The sequence below is a fragment of the Citrobacter sp. CK195 genome (genome assembly GCF_030333365.1).
Taxonomy (GTDB): domain Bacteria; phylum Pseudomonadota; class Gammaproteobacteria; order Enterobacterales; family Enterobacteriaceae; genus Citrobacter_B; species Citrobacter_B koseri.
In genome coordinates this window covers 746,409-765,156 of the sequence record NZ_JAOWGB010000026.1, presented here as the reverse complement: position 1 = coordinate 765,156, position 18,748 = coordinate 746,409, and the positions used below count along the sequence as shown (strand labels likewise).

The 18,748-nt window shown below is 56.5% G+C and carries 17 protein-coding genes and 1 riboswitch; of the genes, 5 read left to right on the top strand and 12 right to left on the bottom strand.

The window, feature by feature from the left end; translation table 11 throughout:
- Positions 1–266 precede the first annotated feature (266 nt).
- A complete protein-coding gene (gene uspA / locus OGX93_RS21035; protein WP_000323571.1) occupies positions 267–701 on the bottom strand; it encodes a universal stress protein UspA in 435 nt (144 codons plus the stop codon).
- Between the two features lie 391 nt (positions 702–1,092).
- Here uspA and uspB point away from each other — a divergent pair, with 391 nt between their 5' ends.
- The gene (gene uspB / locus OGX93_RS21030; RefSeq protein WP_012135627.1) at positions 1,093–1,428 is read left to right on the top strand and encodes a universal stress protein UspB; all 336 of its coding nucleotides are present in this window, start codon (positions 1,093–1,095) and stop codon (positions 1,426–1,428) included.
- 47 nt (positions 1,429–1,475) lie between these two features.
- Here uspB and OGX93_RS21025 read toward each other — a convergent pair whose 3' ends face one another.
- Genes OGX93_RS21025 through pitA form a run of 3 tightly spaced genes read right to left on the bottom strand, consistent with a single transcriptional unit; the run spans position 1,476 to position 4,011 of the window.
- The gene (locus OGX93_RS21025; protein ID WP_071259288.1) at positions 1,476–1,883 is read right to left on the bottom strand and encodes a hypothetical protein; all 408 of its coding nucleotides are present in this window, start codon (positions 1,881–1,883) and stop codon (positions 1,476–1,478) included.
- Positions 1,861–2,490, bottom strand: coding sequence for a polymorphic toxin type 44 domain-containing protein (locus OGX93_RS21020; protein WP_286448915.1), 630 nt, complete (start codon positions 2,488–2,490; stop codon positions 1,861–1,863). Before OGX93_RS21020 ends, OGX93_RS21025 begins: the two co-directional genes overlap by 23 nt.
- 24 nt (positions 2,491–2,514) lie before the next feature.
- Positions 2,515–4,011 (bottom strand): inorganic phosphate transporter PitA, encoded by a 1,497-nt coding sequence (gene pitA, locus OGX93_RS21015; protein ID WP_012135626.1) that lies wholly within the window; start codon positions 4,009–4,011, stop codon positions 2,515–2,517.
- 230 nt (positions 4,012–4,241) lie between these two features.
- Between pitA and OGX93_RS21010 the strand changes: the two genes are divergently transcribed.
- Positions 4,242–5,435, top strand: coding sequence for a BaiN/RdsA family NAD(P)/FAD-dependent oxidoreductase (locus tag OGX93_RS21010; RefSeq protein WP_047460455.1), 1,194 nt, complete (start codon positions 4,242–4,244; stop codon positions 5,433–5,435).
- Between the two features lie 37 nt (positions 5,436–5,472).
- Here the strand turns inward: OGX93_RS21010 and OGX93_RS21005 are convergent, their stop codons facing one another.
- Positions 5,473–6,486, bottom strand: coding sequence for a magnesium transporter (locus tag OGX93_RS21005; protein WP_104868068.1), 1,014 nt, complete (start codon positions 6,484–6,486; stop codon positions 5,473–5,475).
- 56 nt (positions 6,487–6,542) lie between these two features.
- Positions 6,543–6,726: riboswitch (M-box (ykoK) riboswitch) on the bottom strand.
- A 413-nt stretch (positions 6,727–7,139) separates the two neighbouring features.
- Between OGX93_RS21005 and OGX93_RS21000 the strand changes: the two genes are divergently transcribed.
- Genes OGX93_RS21000 through OGX93_RS20990 form a run of 3 tightly spaced genes read left to right on the top strand, consistent with a single transcriptional unit; the run spans position 7,140 to position 12,075 of the window.
- On the top strand, positions 7,140–8,207 hold the full coding sequence (locus OGX93_RS21000; RefSeq protein WP_012135621.1) for an HlyD family secretion protein: 1,068 nt from the start codon (positions 7,140–7,142) through the stop codon (positions 8,205–8,207).
- Entirely contained in the window at positions 8,204–10,951 is a 2,748-nt protein-coding gene (gene rbbA, locus OGX93_RS20995) for a ribosome-associated ATPase/putative transporter RbbA (protein WP_286448916.1), read from the top strand. The genes OGX93_RS21000 and rbbA overlap by 4 nt, the downstream gene beginning before the upstream one ends.
- Positions 10,951–12,075 (top strand): ABC transporter permease, encoded by a 1,125-nt coding sequence (locus OGX93_RS20990; protein ID WP_012135619.1) that lies wholly within the window; start codon positions 10,951–10,953, stop codon positions 12,073–12,075. Before rbbA ends, OGX93_RS20990 begins: the two co-directional genes overlap by 1 nt.
- A 104-nt stretch (positions 12,076–12,179) precedes the next feature.
- Here OGX93_RS20990 and nikR read toward each other — a convergent pair whose 3' ends face one another.
- The 7 genes from nikR to acpT all read right to left on the bottom strand — a co-directional run bounded on the left by nikR (position 12,180) and on the right by acpT (position 18,747).
- The gene (nikR, locus tag OGX93_RS20985; RefSeq protein WP_012135616.1) at positions 12,180–12,581 is read right to left on the bottom strand and encodes a nickel-responsive transcriptional regulator NikR; all 402 of its coding nucleotides are present in this window, start codon (positions 12,579–12,581) and stop codon (positions 12,180–12,182) included.
- Positions 12,582–12,586: 5 nt separating this feature from the next.
- A complete protein-coding gene (gene nikE, locus OGX93_RS20980; RefSeq protein WP_104868070.1) occupies positions 12,587–13,393 on the bottom strand; it encodes a nickel import ATP-binding protein NikE in 807 nt (268 codons plus the stop codon).
- On the bottom strand, positions 13,390–14,154 hold the full coding sequence (gene nikD, locus OGX93_RS20975) for a nickel import ATP-binding protein NikD (RefSeq protein ID WP_104868071.1): 765 nt from the start codon (positions 14,152–14,154) through the stop codon (positions 13,390–13,392). The genes nikE and nikD overlap by 4 nt, the downstream gene beginning before the upstream one ends.
- On the bottom strand, positions 14,154–14,987 hold the full coding sequence (gene nikC / locus OGX93_RS20970) for a nickel ABC transporter permease subunit NikC (RefSeq protein WP_012135613.1): 834 nt from the start codon (positions 14,985–14,987) through the stop codon (positions 14,154–14,156). The genes nikD and nikC overlap by 1 nt, the downstream gene beginning before the upstream one ends.
- A complete protein-coding gene (gene nikB, locus OGX93_RS20965) occupies positions 14,984–15,928 on the bottom strand; it encodes a nickel ABC transporter permease subunit NikB (protein WP_286448917.1) in 945 nt (314 codons plus the stop codon). The genes nikC and nikB overlap by 4 nt, the downstream gene beginning before the upstream one ends.
- Positions 15,928–17,502 (bottom strand): nickel ABC transporter substrate-binding protein, encoded by a 1,575-nt coding sequence (nikA, locus tag OGX93_RS20960; protein ID WP_286448955.1) that lies wholly within the window; start codon positions 17,500–17,502, stop codon positions 15,928–15,930. The genes nikB and nikA overlap by 1 nt, the downstream gene beginning before the upstream one ends.
- Positions 17,503–18,159: 657 nt before the next feature.
- The gene (gene acpT, locus OGX93_RS20955) at positions 18,160–18,747 is read right to left on the bottom strand and encodes a 4'-phosphopantetheinyl transferase AcpT (RefSeq protein ID WP_047460480.1); all 588 of its coding nucleotides are present in this window, start codon (positions 18,745–18,747) and stop codon (positions 18,160–18,162) included.
- Position 18,748 lies beyond the last annotated feature (1 nt).

Below are 18,748 nucleotides of genomic sequence, written 5' to 3'. Positions count from 1 at the left end.
TATGAACGCGTATGCCAAAACGCGCCGAAAAAGTCTGACTCTGTTATAGACTGCGGTCATTAACCGAATGAATAGATTATTATAGAGATGGTTTTCGATCTAATTAGTTGATCACACTAATTATGATTTGTGGTCTGGAATGTTGTACTGGAATGTGTTCGAGGGAAGGCATAAACAAAAACGCCCGCATTGGCGGGCGCTGTGTATATCGGGCTGATGAATGCCAGGCCGGATAAGGCGTCAGCCGCCATCCGGCACAACAGAACTTACTCTTCTTCGTCGCGCAGCGGAACAATCAGCATGTCGACATGCACGGTATTAATCAGCTGGCGTGCTGAAGACATCAGTTTGCTCCAGAAGTCCTGATGATGACCGCAAACGACCAGATCCATATCGTATTTTTTGATCGCGTCAACCAGTACCTGACCCAGATCGCCGCTGCCGCTCAGGGTTTCGGTGATAGGATAACCGGCATTGGTGGAAAGTTCGGTCAGCGCATGGTGTGTTTCTTCAGAGATGCGTTTTTGCATATCGCCCAGATTCACGTCGATCAGGCCGGTGTACAGGTCAGAGTAATTGACATCAACGTGGATAAGAGAGACTTTCGCGTTGTAAGGACGCGCCATTGAAACCGCTTTTTCTACCAGAACTTTACTTTCCGGGGAAAGGTCAACCGCGATGAGAATGTGTTTGTAAGCCATAGTGTTACTCCTTCCATAAGTTGTCGATGACTAGCCAGCTAGCGTTTCTTGTGCCGCCGCGTCACCCGCGTCCTGCGAACTACAGCGCGGGGCTAGCCCAGCCGAGAAGTGAATGTAAAGACTATCCTTACATTATAGCGACCTGGATAATCCGTCAATCCGCCTTGCTTGCCAATCAGTTAAACAAAATTTTCAGTTAATTGCATTGATAGCGGTTAACCTTCTGGCAAAAAAATTAACTGATCTCCTACACTATTTAATAGAGCCGTTCGGATGCAGGGCACTGGCGTGAACGGTTTAGCAGGACTCTTTCACTGAACTGTCTGGCTGAGTATCGGGGGAGCGGTAGTCCCGGAGAGGAGCTCCGTGGGCGGGTCGCCGGGGAGGAGGTATGATAAGCACCGTCGCATTATTCTGGGCTTTATGTGTCGTTTGCATTGTTAATATGGCGCGCTATTTCTCATCGTTACGCGCGCTGTTAGTGGTACTGCGTGGTTGCGATCCATTGCTCTACCAATATGTGGATGGAGGTGGCTTCTTTACCTCACATGGTCAACCCAACAAACAGATGCGTCTGGTGTGGTATATCTACGCGCAACGTTATCGCGATCACCACGATGATGAATTCATCCGCCGTTGTGAACGCGTTCGCGGCCAGTTCATCCTCACCAGCGCATTATGCGGTCTGGTGCTGATCAGTATGGTTGCGCTGTTGATTTGGCACTGAGCAAAAATAAAAAAGGCGAGGATATCCTCGCCTTTTTATCATCCGGCTCAGGGCGCAACTGTGAACCGGAGGTCTGAGATATTGTCCTGAATCGAGATAACTTTACCGCTATAAGAAATGCTCACCGCCCCGTTTTTATCTGGGCTGGCATTCGTAATAGTGCCAGTACCCTCAATGACGGGAGATTTCGTAGAGAGTTGCTGGATAATGTCTGTGTCTTTGCCCTCTAGCTTATTCGACAGATAATATCGGTAAATGGTAGGTACGGTTGCGCCACCCTGATGATTCACAGTCATGTACAGCCAGACGCAATCTGAAACTTGATAAACGCGCTGCAACTCGTCGTCACTGCGAGGGGCGGGCTGATGATTTAACCAGGCAAAACCCGTAACCACGATGAGAAGTACAAGCGTGACAAGCCGATGGAGCCATCTAATAGCCGTTCTGAATGGCATAGTCTATTCCTTCTCTGATATTGCGCTGATCCGTTGGGTCATCACCGTAAGGTGGTTTATCGTACCATTTACCCCATTCAGGTTTTGAAGTACCTGCGCGGTTCTGAGCCCAACCCCCGCCAATAAGGAGGATCTTTGCAGGAATGCCTGCAGCAGTCCCTGCGGCACCGAAGTTGAAATTGCCAAATGCTGCGAAATACGGATCGAATTTTTTATAATCCCATGGGCCGCCATTTCTGACTTTTTGATAGAACCAGTAGTAAGTAGAAGCCGTGGCCATATTACGAGACATTCCATTTTGGCGTGCTTCACGCATGTTGTTAGCTATAACAATTGAACCAGGGCCAGGGGTTGGAACGGAAGCCATACATCCTCCAGTGTTCGGTTTTAATCCTGCCCGGCATGATAGTTTCTCGTGTATCGATAATCTGAACAAAAAGTGTTCAGATTTTCCTAATGAAAGTAGAGAGTTAATAGAAAAACAGCGCATATAAAAAAAGCGGGTCAGTTTCCTGACCCGCTCAATACGGTTGATTCTGCATTCCTTTGCCTGATGGCGCGTCGCTTTAAGGCCTACGTGCTGCGTTTTGTAGGCCGGATAAGGCATCGCCGCCATCCGGCACGGTCGCGCTTAGATAATCTTCAGCGAGATCCAGTACAGCACGCCGGACAGAATAATCGCCGCTGGCAGGGTAAACACCCAGGCCATCAGAATGCTGGTGACCGTTTTGCGCTGTAGACCGCCACCGTCCACAACCATTGTCCCCGCGACGGAGGAAGAAAGGACGTGCGTGGTGGATACCGGCATACCGGTGTAGCTGGCGAGACCGATAGAGACTGCGGCCGTCATCTGCGCCGACATCCCTTGCGCATAGGTCATGCCTTTCTTACCAATCTTCTCACCGATGGTGGTCGCCACGCGGCGCCAGCCGATCATGGTGCCAATACCCAGCGCCAGCGCGACGGCCATGATTATCCAGATCGGCGCGTACTCAATGGTGCTCAGCATATCGGTTTTCAGTTTTTTCAGCAGACGCTGGTCGTCATTGCTTACGCCAGGCAGCTTCACGACTTTATCGGTCGTGTCGGAGATGCACAGCATAATGCGACGCAGCTGGCTACGCTGGTCAACGCTTAACGTGTCGTAGCTTTCCAGATTCGCCAGCATACCTTTCGCGCGATCAAGCGCATTGATGGTATTCGCCGGGTGGCAATGGAACTCTGCGGGTTCTGTCGCGCCCGGTTCCGGTGCGGGAATCAGCTGATCCACGCCGGTGACTTTTTTCAGCAGATCAGGGTGCTGCTGGAAGTACGTTTCGACGTTGTTGATGGCGTCGCGGGTACGGGTAATTTCATAGCCGGATGCGTTCATATTGACGACGAAGCCCGCAGGCGCCACGCCAATCAGAACCAGCATGACCAGACCAATGCCTTTCTGACCATCGTTAGCGCCATGAGAGAACGCCACGCCAATAGCCGAGAGGATAAGTGCGATACGCGTCCAGAATGGCGGCTTTTTCTTACCGTCTTTCTTTTCACGTTCAGCAGGGGTCAGGTGGATACGTGCGCGCTTTTTAGTGCCGCTCCAGTAGCGACGCAGCAAAAAGATCAGACCGCCAGCAAACACCAGGCCTACGATAGGGGAGACAATCAATGACCCAAAGATATTGATAACTTTAGGTATATTTAGCGCATCCACCACTGAAGTGCCGGTCATCATTGCATTGGTTAAACCGATACCAATGATGGCGCCAATCAGCGTATGGGAACTGGAGGCAGGAAGACCAAAGTACCATGTACCGAGGTTCCAGATAATGGCCGCCAGCAACATAGAGAACACCATAGCGAGGCCATGTGCGGAACCCATGTTAAGCAGCAAATCCGTAGGCAACATATGCACGATGGCATAGGCTACACTCAGACCGCCCAGTAGAACGCCAAAGAAGTTAAAGACCGCAGCCATAACAACCGCCAGTTGCGAACGCATCGCACGGGTATAAATCACGGTTGCCACTGCGTTGGCTGTATCATGGAAGCCGTTAATCGCTTCGTAGAACAGCACAAAAGCCAGAGCAAGCAATAATAAAAGCCCGGTATGTAAATCCAGGCCAGCAAACAAATGTAGCATAGGACGTTACGCCATTTTGAGGACATGAACGCGGCGCATTATCAGTGACTTTCGCGGCGCGGGCAAAGTGAAATATAGACTTTTTTTGATATAACGCCTGCTTAATGTCATGCCACTAAAGAATTATCTTATAGAATTCAATTAAATACTCATATCCATCGATTTTGGCGCTGGTGCGACCACTGAGGAATCTTTACAATTCACGCCCTGTTTTCAGAGAGGATCGCAAAGTGGAAAGGTTTGATGCCGTTATTATAGGCGCTGGCGCGGCGGGTATGTTCTGTGCGGCGCAGGCCGGTCAGGCGGGGCGCCGCGTGCTGCTCATCGATAATGGTAAAAAACCGGGGCGTAAGATCCTGATGTCCGGCGGCGGGCGCTGCAACTTCACGAATCTGTATGTCGAACCTGCTGCCTATCTGAGCCAGAACCCCCATTTCTGCAAATCGGCGCTGGCGCGTTACACCCAGTGGGACTTTATCGATCTGGTGGGCAAACACGGCATCGCCTGGCATGAAAAGACGCTCGGCCAGCTGTTCTGCGACGACTCTGCGCAGCAAATTGTCGATATGCTGGTGGCGGAATGCGCAAAGGGCAACGTGACGATGCGCCTGCGCAGCGAAGTGCTCAGCATCGCGCGTGATGACGAAGGGTTTACCCTGGAACTGAACGGCATGACGGTCGCGGCGAAAAAAGTGGTGATCGCCACGGGCGGTCTCTCCATGCCGGGTCTGGGCGCGTCGCCGTTGGGTTATAAAATTGCTGAACAGTTTGGTCTGGATGTCCTGCCGACCCGCGCCGGGCTGGTGCCCTTCACGTTGCATAAACCGCTGCTGGAGCAGCTTCAGGTGTTATCCGGCGTTTCGGTGCCTGCGGTGATCGCGGCGCAGGACGGTACGGTATTCCGTGAAAATCTGCTCTTTACCCACCGTGGGCTGTCAGGCCCGGCGGTTTTACAGATTTCGAGTTTCTGGCAGCCCGGCGAATTTGTCAGCATCAATTTGCTGCCGGAGGTCGATCCTGATGATTTCCTCAATGAACAACGTTGCGCGCACCCGAATCAAAGCCTGAAAAATACGCTAGCGATGCAGTTGCCGAAGCGCCTGGTGGAATGTTTACAGCAGCTTGGGCAGATCCCGGATGTTTCCCTGAAACAGTTGAACGCACGCGAGCAGCAGGCGCTGATTGAAACGCTGACCGAATGGCGCGTACAGCCTAACGGTACGGAAGGCTATCGCACGGCGGAAGTGACGCTTGGCGGCGTGAACACCGATGAACTTTCTTCGCGCACGATGGAGGCCCGAAAAGTGCCGGGGCTTTATTTTATCGGCGAGGTGATGGATGTCACCGGTTGGCTGGGGGGCTACAACTTCCAGTGGGCCTGGTCGAGCGCGTGGGCATGCGCGCAGGCGCTGAGCGAAGGATAACGGGTTTGCCCGACCAGAGAGCGGTCGGGCGAAATTGTCAGTTCAGGCCAAGAAAATACTGGGCGATTTTAAAGTAGATAATCAGTCCGGTGCCGTCGATCAGCGTGGCGATAAACGGCGCAGAGACCACCGCAGGGTCGATGCCGATGCGCTTGAGCACCATCGGGATCACCGATGACACCACCGCGCTCCACAGCGTAATGCATACCAGCGTCAGGCTGACGATCAGCGTGATTTCCACGCCGATACCCATCATCCAGGCGCGCAGACAACCCGCCAGGCCCAGCGTTATGGCGATCAGCAGCGAGGTCGACGCCTCTTTGCGAATGACCCGCCCCATGTCGCGCAGCCGCACTTCGCCCAGCGCCATTGCGCGCACCAGCGTAGAGGTTATTTGCGTACCGCTGTTGCCGCCGGTGCCAATCAGCAGGGGGATGAAGAAGGCCAGCGCAATCGCTGACTCCAGCGCCTCTTCGAAATGTTGCAGTACGCTACTGGTATAGGCTTCCGCCACAAACAGCAACAGCAGCCACACAGAACGTTTCTTCCACAGCGTCCACGGGCTGATGTCCAGATACGGTTTCTCCAGCGGCAGCGTCGCCCCCTGGCGCTGCACGTCTTCAGTGACGTCATCTTCCAGAAGATGGGCAATCTCTTTTTCCATCAGGCAGCCGACCAGCTCGCCTTTATCGACGACCGGCACCAGATCGAGCTGGCGTTCGGTCAGCTCGGCAATGATGTGTGGACGTTCGTCGTCGGGTTTGACGCGAAACAGGCAACTGTCCATTAAGGCGTGGATAGATTGCGCCGTGTCGCTTGCCTGTAAAAGTTTCTTGATGGATAAAACCCCGCGCAGCTGTTTTTCCGCAACCACAAACACCTGGCCGGGAATATCATCTGAGGTGAGTTGCGACACAAAGAATTCACGCGCCTCATGAACGCTGAGATGATCCGGCAGCGTAATAAAATCGGTACGCATATATTGCGCGATAGCATCGCCGTCAAAAGCCGGAGCCGGGTGATGTGCGTTGCAAACGTGGATGGATGACATTGATGTAATTCCCTATAAAAAGCTCTCATAGGGGCGAACAAGACAGGATGAGCACAGGCAGATCCCTACGTCCTGGTTTTAGCACTGCACAACGTATCTGCCCGATAGTGATATCGTCAGAAGTTACCTTGGCAACACCTTGATTCGATGGATGCCTGTATTTCCCTGAGTGGTCTCTCTCGATACCAGCAGGGCGGTAACTTATATTTGTGCAGGAGCCTCGCCATAACGAGATCGATAAAATGAGCCGCCAGTATAGAGAATGTTAACCATTCACAATGTTTATAATTTAGATGGTTTATCAACGGTTGATATACCACATTGTCTCTCTGCCAATAAAAGCCAGCGAAACCCATTAAAGAATGAAGTGAATAGACATCACGGGTATTGGTGTTAGTATTTCATTGATAGTACATATGAGTATGCGTGTTTCATTTACGGCCAGGAACGCTGATGATGACAACATTAGTACCCGTTTTTCGAGCATTTCCGTCATTCACTTTCCTTTACGGCGAGCGCCGCGCTGACGCCTGCATGCCGTCTGGCCATTTTCTTTTTTTCCTTCTTATCCCGGATGGAATATCCCGCTGAACATGTGTTCGGGGGTGTTGTGACACGCATTGTTGGCTAACAGGGATCACGGCGGGTCGGATATGGACAAAATAAAGCGTCATCTGGTGTGGTGGAGTGTTGGCATCCTGGTGGCAATAGCAGCCGTAGCGTGGTGGATGCTACGTCCTGCTGGCGTACCGGATGGCTTTGCCGCCAGCAACGGCAGAATTGAGGCAACAGAAGTCGATATTGCCACCAAAATCGCCGGTCGAATTGACACCATTCTGGTGTCGGAAGGGCAGTTTGTGCGCCAGGGCGAGGTGCTGGCGAAGATGGACACCCGCGTGTTGCAGGAACAGCGGCTGGAAGCCATCGCGCAAATCAAAGAGGCTGAAAGCGCGGTTGCCGCCGCGCGCGCCCTGCTGGAGCAACGCCAGAGCGAAACGCGCGCCGCCCAGTCGGTGGTGAAGCAGCGTGAAGCAGAGCTGGATTCGGTCTCCAAACGTCATGTGCGTTCCCGCTCGCTGTCGCAGCGCGGTGCGGTTTCCGCTCAACAGCTGGATGACGATCGCGCCGCTGCCGAAAGCGCTCGCGCCGCGCTGGAATCCGCCAAAGCCCAGGTCTCTGCGACGAAAGCGGCGATTGAAGCGGCCCGCACCAGCATTATTCAGGCGCAGACCCGCGTAGACGCGGCGCAGGCTACCGAGCGACGCATTGTGGCGGACATCGATGACAGTGAATTAAAAGCGCCGCGAGATGGCCGCGTCCAGTACCGCGTTGCCGAACCGGGAGAGGTGCTGTCTGCGGGTGGTCGGGTGCTGAATATGGTCGATCTCAGCGATGTCTACATGACCTTCTTCCTGCCGACCGAGCAGGCCGGCCTGCTGAAAATTGGCGGAGAAGCGCGCCTGGTGCTGGATGCCGCGCCCAGCCTGCGCATTCCGGCCACCATCAGTTTTGTCGCCAGCGTCGCGCAGTTCACGCCGAAAACCGTCGAAACCAGCGATGAACGGCTGAAGCTGATGTTCCGCGTGAAGGCGCGTATCCCGCCAGCGCTGTTACAGCAGCATCTGGAATACGTTAAAACCGGTTTGCCGGGTATGGCATGGGTGCGGCTGGATGAACAGCGTCCCTGGCCTGACGATCTGGCGGTGAGGCTACCGCAATGACGAACCTGGCGCGTCTTCCCATTCCTCCCGTGGCGCACCTTGACGGCGTGAGTCAGCATTACGGGGCAACGGTGGCGCTGAACAACATCACGCTGGATATCCCCGCTCGCTGTATGGTGGGGCTGATTGGCCCGGATGGCGTCGGTAAGTCGAGCCTGCTGTCGCTTATCTCCGGCGCGCGCGTTATCGAGCAAGGCAATGTGCGGGTGCTGGGCGGCGACATGCGCGATGCGACGCACCGCCGCGATGTCTGCCCACGGATAGCCTGGATGCCGCAGGGGCTGGGAAAGAACCTCTACCATACGCTGTCGGTGTATGAGAACGTCGATTTCTTCGCGCGTCTCTTCGGGCATGATAAAGCGGAGCGTGAAGCGCGAATTACCGATCTGCTGAACAGCACCGGGCTGGCGCCGTTTCGCGATCGCCCGGCGGGGAAGCTCTCGGGCGGCATGAAACAAAAACTGGGGCTGTGCTGCGCGCTGATCCATGACCCGGAACTGCTGATTCTTGATGAGCCTACCACCGGGGTTGACCCGCTTTCCCGCGCCCAGTTCTGGGCGTTGATCGACAGCATTCGTCAGCGGCAGACTAACATGAGCGTGCTGGTCGCCACGGCCTATATGGAAGAAGCCGAGCGTTTCGACTGGCTGGTGGCGATGAACGCAGGTGAAGTGATGGCGACGGGCAGTGCGCAAGAACTGCGGGACAAAACCGGCAGCGCCACGCTGGAGCAGGCGTTTATCGCCCTGTTGCCAGAGGCGCAGCGCCAGGCGCACAAACCCGTTGTTATCCCGCCTTATGATGCGACGCAGGAAGAGATCGCCATTGAGGCGAAAGATCTGACCATGCGGTTTGGCAATTTCGTCGCCGTCGATCACGTCAATTTCCGCATCCCGCGCGGAGAGATTTTTGGTTTTCTGGGCTCGAACGGCTGCGGCAAGTCCACCACCATGAAAATGCTCACCGGGCTGCTGCCTGCCAGTGAAGGGGAAGCCTGGCTGTTCGGACAATCGGTTGACCCGAAGGATATCGAAACCCGCCGCCGGGTGGGTTACATGTCGCAGGCGTTTTCACTCTACAGCGAGCTGACCGTGCGGCAAAACCTGGAGCTACATGCCCGCCTGTTCCACATCCCGGACGCAGAGATTCCGCAGCGCGTAGCGCAGATGAGCGAGCGTTTTATGCTCTCTGACGTCGAAGATATGCTGCCGGAAGCGCTGCCGCTCGGTATTCGCCAGCGCTTGTCGCTGGCGGTGGCGGTGATCCATCGCCCGGAAATGCTGATTCTGGATGAGCCGACCTCCGGCGTGGACCCGGTCGCCAGGGATATGTTCTGGCAGTTGATGGTGGATCTGTCGCGCCGGGATAAGGTGACCATTTTTATCTCCACCCACTTTATGAACGAAGCGGAACGCTGTGACCGCATGTCGCTGATGCACGCCGGAAAGGTGCTTGCCAGCGGCACGCCGCAGGAACTGGTAGAGCGGCGGGGCGCTGCCAGTCTTGAAGAGGCGTTTATCTCCTGGTTACAGGAAGCCGCAGGGCCAGCGCCAGTATCACCGCTGCCGCCAGCGGACGCGCCAGACGCGCATAAAACGAGTAAACCGCCGCGCCAGGGCTTTAGTCTGCGACGCCTGTTCAGCTACAGCCGCCGTGAAGCGCTGGAGCTGCGCCGCGATCCGGTACGATCAACGCTGGCCTTGCTGGGGACGGTCATTTTGATGCTGATCATGGGCTACGGTATCAGCATGGATGTGGAAAACCTGCGCTTTGCCGTGCTCGATCGCGATCGGACCGTCAGCAGTCAGGCCTGGTCGTTGAACCTGGCGGGGTCTCGCTATTTTATCGAGCAGTCGCCGCTCACCAGCTATGACGATCTTGACCGACGCATGCGCTCGGGCGAGGTGGCGGTCGCGATAGAACTTCCGCCCAATTTTGGACGGGATATCGCCCGCGGCACGCCGGTGCAGATTGGCGTGTGGGTAGATGGCGCAATGCCCAGCCGCGCGGAAACGGTAAGGGGATACGTACAGGCGATGCACCAGAGCTGGCTACAGGATGTGGCGAGCCGTCAGCCGAACGCCAGCAGCCAGGGCGGGCTGATGACTATTGAAACGCGCTATCGCTACAACCCGGATGTGAAAAGCCTGCCAGCGATTGTGCCGGCGGTGATCCCGCTGCTGTTGATGATGATCCCGTCGATGCTCAGCGCCCTGAGCGTGGTGCGTGAAAAAGAGCTGGGATCGATTATCAACTTGTATGTGACGCCGACCACCCGCAGCGAATTTTTACTCGGTAAACAGTTGCCGTACATCGCGCTGGGGATGCTGAACTTCCTGTTGCTCTGCGCGCTGTCGGTGTTTGTTTTTGGCGTGCCGCATAAGGGCAGCTTCCTGACGCTCACCCTGGCGGCGCTGCTTTACGTCACCATCGCCACCGGGATGGGGCTGCTGATTTCGACGTTTATGAAAAGCCAGATCGCCGCGATTTTCGGCACCTCGATCATTACGCTGATCCCGGCGACGCAGTTCTCCGGGATGATCGACCCGGTGGCGTCGCTGGAAGGGCCGGGGAGATGGATCGGCGAGATCTACCCGACCAGCCATTTTCTGACGATCGCGCGCGGTACGTTCTCGAAAGCGCTGGATCTGATGGATCTCTGGCCGCTGTTCGTGCCGTTGGCGATCGCCATTCCGCTGGTGATTGGCCTGAGCGTATTGCTGCTGAAAAAACAGGAGGGGTGATGCGCCGATTACGCAATATTTATAACCTCGGCATCAAAGAGTTACGCAGCCTGCTGGGGGATAAGGCAATGCTGACGCTGATTGTCTTTGCCTTCACGATTTCGGTGTACTCCTCTGCCACCGTTCTGCCGGGTTCGCTGCACCTTGCGCCAATCGCGATTGCCGATATGGACCAGTCTCAGCTGTCGAATCGCATTGTGAACAGCTTCTATCGCCCGTGGTTCCTGCCGCCGGAGATGATCACCGCCGATGAGATGGACGCCGGACTGGATGCCGGACGTTACACCTTTGCCGTCAATATCCCGCCCAATTTCCAACGGGATGTGCTGGCGGGGCGGCAGCCGGATATTCAGGTGAACGTCGATGCGACGCGCATGAGTCAGGCGTTTACCGGCAACAGCTATATCCAGAACATTATCAGCGGCGAGGTGAACAGCTTTGTGGCGCGTTACCGCGACAATAGCGAGCCGCTGGTCTCACTGGAAACCCGGATGCGCTTCAACCCGAATCTGGACCCGGCATGGTTCGGCGGCGTAATGGCGATTATTAATAACATCACCATGCTGGCGATTGTGCTGACCGGCTCGGCGCTGATCCGCGAGCGGGAGCACGGGACGATTGAACACCTGCTGGTGATGCCGATCACCCCGTTTGAGATCATGATGGCGAAGGTCTGGTCGATGGGGCTGGTGGTGCTGGTGGTTTCCGGGCTGTCGCTGATGCTGATGGTGAAGGGGGTACTCGGCGTGCCGATTGAGGGCTCCATTCCGCTGTTTATGCTGGGTGTCGCGTTAAGCCTGTTCGCCACCACGTCTATCGGGATTTTTATGGGCACCCTGGCGCGTTCGATGCCGCAACTGGGGCTGCTGATGATTCTGGTGCTGCTGCCGTTGCAGATGCTCTCCGGCGGTTCCACGCCGCGTGAAAGTATGCCGCAGATGGTGCAGGACATCATGCTGACGATGCCGACCACTCACTTTGTCAGCCTCGCGCAGGCGATACTTTATCGCGGCGCCGGGTTTGGCATCGTCTGGCCGCAGTTTCTGACGCTGCTGGCGATCGGCAGCGCTTTCTTCCTGATAGCACTGCTGCGTTTCAGAAAGACGATTGGCACGATGGCGTAAACATTATTGCCGGATGGCGGCTACGCCTTATCCGGCCTGTGAACTACCAACGGAAACGGACGTAGGCCGGGCAAGCGAAGCGCCCCCGGCAACGAAACGAGCAATCACTCTTCCTTCGGCAAACACTGCAAATGACCGTGGCGCACGCCGCGCTGGGCGATGACGTCATCGGCAAAATGCTGAACGTCGCCCATATCGCCTTTCAGTACGGCGATCTCCAGACAGTCGTCGTGATTAATGTGTACATGCAGCGTCGCCACCGACAAATCATGGTGATGATGCTGAGTGGAAACGATGCGGCTGGCTAAATCGCGTTTCTCATGCTCATAAACATACGAGAGCACCGCGAAGCCCTGGGTGCCGTGCTCCTGCGTGGCCTCCTGCGCCAGCGCGCCGCGCAGAATGTCACGAATCGCTTCGGAGCGGTTGTTGTAACCCCGGCGCTGGCTCAGGCTATCCAGCGTTTCGAGTAAATCGTCATCGAGAGTAATAGTGACACGTTGCATCTGAATTAAACCTTTTCTGTCGCGCGACGGCGCACGGGAAATGCGGGAAGTACCGCATTTTGTAACACACGCCCGGCGTCAGAGGAAAAGGTTAATGTGTCACCTACGGTTCGCGTCTCAACAATCTGCCCTTCATCCATCACCATTACCCGGTGGCAAAAACGTTCCACCAGACGTAAATCGTGGGTGATAAACAGACAGGCGGTGCCGAACTGCTGTTGCAGCTTTTTGAGCAGACGAATGACGCCCGCCTGCAATACCAGATCGAGGTTGGAGACCGCTTCATCCAGAATCAGTAATTTGGGTTCGACCGCCAGCGCCCGCGCCAGGCAGACGCGCTGTAATTGCCCGCCGCTCAGCTGTGGCGGACGTTTATCCAGAAGCGTGTCGTCCAGATCCACCGCCCGCAGCATCTCGCTGGCGCGCGCGATTTGTTCGGCTCTGGAAAGCGACAGCAAATGGCGCATCGGTTCACGCAGGATCTCGCGTACGGTTTTACGCGGGTTTACCGCGCTGATTGAGTCCTGAAACACCATCTGGATATCACGGCGAAACGCTTTTTGTCTGGCCCGGTTAAGCGTGGAGAGCGGCTCGCCCTGCCAGCAGACGCGGCCCTGCGTCGGCGATTCCAGCCCGACCAACAGGCGGGCAAGCGTGCTTTTCCCGCAGCCGCTACGCCCCAATAACGCCACGGTTTCGCCGCTTTTCAGGCTTAATGACACCTCTTTCAGCACCGTGTGATGCTGATGTTTGCCGCTGAGGTTAGCGTGCGCGTATTGATGGGAAATACCGCTTACCGTCAGTAACGTCATGAGGCTAACTCCATACCGTACAGCGCGAGATGCGCCGAAACCAGATTACGCGTCACGCTATGCTGCGGGGTGCGGAATAACGTTTCCACGTCACCCAGTTCTACGATCTTGCCGTTGTCCATTACTGCCACATCGTCCGCCAGTCGCGCGACGACGCCCATATCATGAGTGACCAGCAGCATACCGGGCGCGCGGCTGCGCATAATGCTTTCCAGGAGATCGAGGATTCGTGCCTGGGCGACCACGTCCAGGTCGGTTGTTGGTTCGTCCGCGATGATGAACGGCGCGTCACACAGCAGCGCCATCGCAATCATCATGCGTTGCAGCATGCCGCCGCTCATCTCGAACGGGTAAAGCTTCAGCACCCGCGCGGCATTTTCCAGACCTACCGCCTCCAGCGCCGCGATAAGCGTGGCGTCATCCGCCGGTTTACCTGACGCCAGGCAGGTTTCTTTTGCGTGGGCCGCCATTGTGTGCAGCGGATTAAAGGCGCTGCGCGGGTTCTGCATGATGGTCGCGACCTTAATTCCACGCAGCTTGCAGGGGGAAATCGGCTGACCATCGGCCAGAATGGCGCCCGCTGTCTGACGCACGCCTGCGGGCAGGATGCCCAGCGTCGCCGCGCAGGTCAGCGATTTACCGCTGCCGCTGCCGCCTACCAGCGCCAGTACGCGCCCGCGCCTGAGCGCTAACGACACGCCGTGCACCAACGGTCTGTCTGCTTGCAACACAATGTTTTGTAATTCAATTTGTTGTGGCATCAGTGGGCATGCTCCGTCACCAGATGAGGGTCGAGGTGATCGCGCAGGGCGTCACCCACCATGTTAAAGGCCATCACGCTGATAAACAGCGCCAGTCCCGGCCAGAACATCTGTAGCGGCTGAGTCCAGATATACTGGCGCGCATCGTTAATCATTACGCCCCATTCCGGCGTTGGCGCAGTGACGCCGAGGCCGAGGAATGACATCCCGGCGACGTGCAGCATCATATGGCCGATATCCAGCGTCGCCAGCACGAGCAGGGAGGGGATCACCGCCCCGGCCAGGTGGTCGATAAACACGCGCACATGCCCGGCGCCGGAAAGGCGCGAGGCGAGCACAAATTCACGCTGGCGCAGGGAGATCACCAGGCTGCGCACCATCCGCGCATACCAGGCCCAGTGCGACAGGGCGATTGCGATGATGACGTTGGTCAACCCCGTCCCCAACACGCCCACGAGGAAAAAAGAGAGGATGGAGGTCGGGAACGTCATAAAGATATCCGCGACGCGCATGGTGAACTGATCGACGCGACCGCCCATCAGTCCGGCGCTGCCGCCGACGATCAGCCCCAGCGCTAACACCAGCAACAAACAGGCGATTACGGAACCGAGCGAGACGCGGGTTGCCGCCAGCAGGCGGGAGAAAATATCGCGCCCCAGATGGTCGGTGCCCAGCCAGTGCTGGCTGTCCGGCGACAGTAAACGTGACGGTAAATCAATCGCCTGCGGATCGTACGGCAACCACCACTGGCTGGTGAGCGCGATGATCGCCAGCAAAGCGATAATGAGGAGCGCCAGGCGCACCGGCCAGCGTGCAGAGAGAAAAAAATTCACGAATGCGCTCCTTCATGGCGACGAATGCGCGGGTCCAGCGCGGCGTTCAGCAGGTCAACAATCAGATTACAGACCACGAAAACCACCACCATAATGAGGGTAAAGCACTGAATGACCGGGTAGTCGCGGTTAAAAATGGCTGACACCGCATAGCGCCCGACGCCCGGCCAGGCGAAGATGTTTTCGATAATCATCGTGCCGCCAATCAGTTCGCCAATGTGCATCCCGACGGCGGTAATCATGGGTAGCGACGCGTTACGCAGAATATGGCGGCGCTCGGTTTGTTTCGCGTTCAGGCCGCGCAGACGCGCCCATGTGACGTGGCGCTGACTGGCGACTTCCAGCATGCTGGCGCGCAGCAGGCGGGCGTTAATCGCCAGCGACATAAACGCAATCGACACCGCAGGCAGAATGATGTGCTGCCAGCCGCCGTAGCCCATTGCCGGTAGCCACTTTAAATACACCGAGAAGAACATCACCAGCAGGAAGGCGAGCCAGAAGTTGGGCATTGATACGCCGAGAAACGCGATCAGCCGCACGATGAAGTCCGGCAGACGGTCACGATGGCGCGCCGCCCAGATCCCCAGCGGTACAGACGTGAGCAGGATCAGCACCAGCGCCGCGCCCGCCAGCTGTAGCGTGGCGGGCAGAAAGTTCAGTACGTCCTCCAGCACCGGGCGCTGAGTGGCGAAAGAGATGCCAAAATCCAGATGCAGCGCTTTCCACAGCCAGGAGCCGTACTGCACGACCAGCGGTTGATCCAACCCCAGCATAACCCGCGTGGAGGCGACCATCTCTGGCGTTGGCGGTAAGTTAGAGAGCCGCAGATAGTCGAGCGCCGGGTCGCCGGTGCCCATGCGCAGCATTAAAAAGATAATTACCGACGCGGCGAAAATCATCGGGATCAGCAGCAAAATGCGCCGCACAATATAACGCAGCATCAGGGTTTCACCGGGTTGATCTGTTCAAATGGGATCTCGGAGGTAATGGGCGCATAAGGAATTTTCCCCAGCCCGGGTTTCGCCACCACCATCATCGACATATAGCTGATGGGCAGATACACCGCATCGTTATGCAGACGCGTCAGGATGTCGCGATACAGAGACTTACGCTGCGCCTCATCGGTGGTGGTGAGCACCTCGCCAATTTCTTTATCAATTTGCGCTTTGTCCGGCAGCCCAAGCTGCGCCTGATAATCGGCGTGGGACGGTACGCGCATTGAGCTCATAAACGCATGCGGATCGTACGGCGCGCCCCAGGTGCGGGAGAAAATCATCCCAAAACGGCCATCGCGCATACGGGCATAAATACTGCTCTCTTCCTCGCCTATCAGCGACACATCGACGCCCACTTTGCGCATATCGGCCTGGATGATTTCCGCCATTGATTTGCTCAGCGCGTCGGTGCCGATATAGGCCAGCTCAACGTGCAGTGGCTGACCGGCTTTTTCACGAATGGTTTTCCCGGCAGGCAATCTCCAGCCCGCTTTTTCCAGCAGCGCGTTAGCCTGTTGGGGATCGTACTGGCGTGGTTTCAGGCCAATGTCGGCGTAAGGCACGGAGGGGGCAAACAGCGTATCGGCGATCTGCTGGGTGCCGTACAGGGCATTATCGATCAGCGATTTTTTATTTACCGCATAGTTCAGCGCTTCACGCACCGCCAGCTCGTTGGTTGGCGCTTTGGCGGAGTTCAGCGCCAGCATGACGGTCTCAACCGGCGCGGAAAGCTGGGTACGGTATTTCGGCGTCTGGCTGAAACGGGCGAAGGTATCGAGCGGCAGCAGTCCTTCATTGCCATACAGCAGGTCAATATCGCCGGTCTCAAAGGCCACCGCGCGGGTCGTCGGGTCCGGGATCACTTTAATCGTTATCTGGCGGATCGCAGGTTTTTCGCCCCAGTAGTGGTCATTGCGTACCAGCACGTCGTACTGGTTGAGCTTCGACGCTTTCAGAACCCACGGCCCGGTTCCGACAGGCGCTTTAATGCCGTTCATCGTTTCGTTGTTTTTAAACTGGGACGGGGCGATAAAGCGGAAAGGGCGCGGCAGGGCGAGTTCTTGCAGGAAAGGATAATAGGCGCTTTTCAGGGTGATTTGCAGTTCGGTTTTACTCAGCGCTTTGACGTCGGTGATTTGGTTCGTCAGCTCCAGCCAGGCATGGCGCTGGCGGTTATCAAGCACCGCGCGGAAGTTCTCTGCTGCGGCCTGGGCGTCAAACGCTTCGCCGTTAGAGAAGGTTACGTCATCGCGCAGCGTAAACACCCAGGTTTTGCCATCTGCCGAGTGGGTCCAGCTTTTTGCCAGCCAGGGTTTTACTGAACCATCCGCCTGATACTTCACCAGCGGTTCATACACCATGCTCTGGGCGAACATCTGGTTAGGCGTATAAAGGTGCGGGTTTAGCGGCCCTACGTTTACCGGCCATGCGGTGGTGATCTCGTCAGGTGCGGCGGCATGCGCGAGGAATGACGCACAGGCCAGCAGCGCAAAAAGTGTGCGGCGTAGTCTGGACAAAATGGTGGCCCCGATTAAAAAGAGGTACGACTAAATGAGTATGACGATTCTAAAGATTCATCATACTTTTGACGTGTTCTGGATCAATAGTTGGGCGGTCAAAGGGGGAAGGTATACGAAAATCATATGGTAGCGGATGTTTTCTATGAGGAGATTATTTCACTCTGAAATATTGTTCCGTTCACTTTAGGTTCAGCATTTATCTGGAGCCTCGTCACCTGTGAACGTGCAAGGGAGGCTCGCCGCCGCCTCCCTTGCAACCCTGGCTCTCCGGCAAGGAAAATCGCCGCTGCGCGGTTTATTCGCCTTATTCCGTCTGCCTTTCGGGTCGGGGTCGAGCCTGCGTCCCGGCAGGCCGTCCCCTCCGCCCGCGTCCCTGCGTGCGGACCCGGTCAGCCGTCAACGTCTCATCGATTTTCAGCCGGAACAGGGGCATTGCTGCAATGCTCTGATTTTCAGCCGCACCGGTTTTGCTGTTAAAAAACAAACCGCAGAAATGGTCTGCCGGGAGCGGGGATTGTTAAGGGGGCAGCGATAGCCCCCTTAACGCGTTCACGGGTGATGAAATTCCAGAGAAATGCTGAACCTAAAGTGAACGGAATCACGCGTCAGAATGAAATGTTCTCCGTAAAGATTTAACGGCAGGCATGACATACAAATTTACGCGATGGATTCCAGGCGCTGCACGCAATCGGCGGTCAGCGTGAACGGTGTCGGCGTGCAGACCGCCAGACTCAGGGTATCGAGCTGGCACTGGCTGACCGACAACGCCGAGTTGAGCGTGCTGTCCACGCTGACGATTTGCCAGGCGCTGCCGCCGCGCTGTTTTACGATAGCCTCTTTGCGCGTCCAGATGCGCCAGAACGCCGTCAGCTGTTGTTCGGGATGTTCGGCTTCTACTTCCGCATGTTCGCCAAGGCTGAACACCGCGTTGGCCAGCGACCGCCAGTTATCTCGCGGGCGGATCACTTCAATGTCGCAGCCGACTTCGCCCTCGTCGCTCAGCAGCAGGGCGATATCGTCCCCGCTATGACTCAGGTTAAACCAGAGCCGGGTGTCAGGAGAAAAAGCAGGTTTTCCCTGTTCGCCATACACAATCTCCGGCAATGGCGAAAGGGCGTGGGAAAGCAGCACGCGACCGGCCAGCCAGCGCGCGCGGCGAGCGCCCTGCGGCGCCTGTGCGTACAGTGGCGACGGCAGCGTGCCTGTGCTCAGTGTCGAAACTTTTCCCAGAACAATCCGGTACATA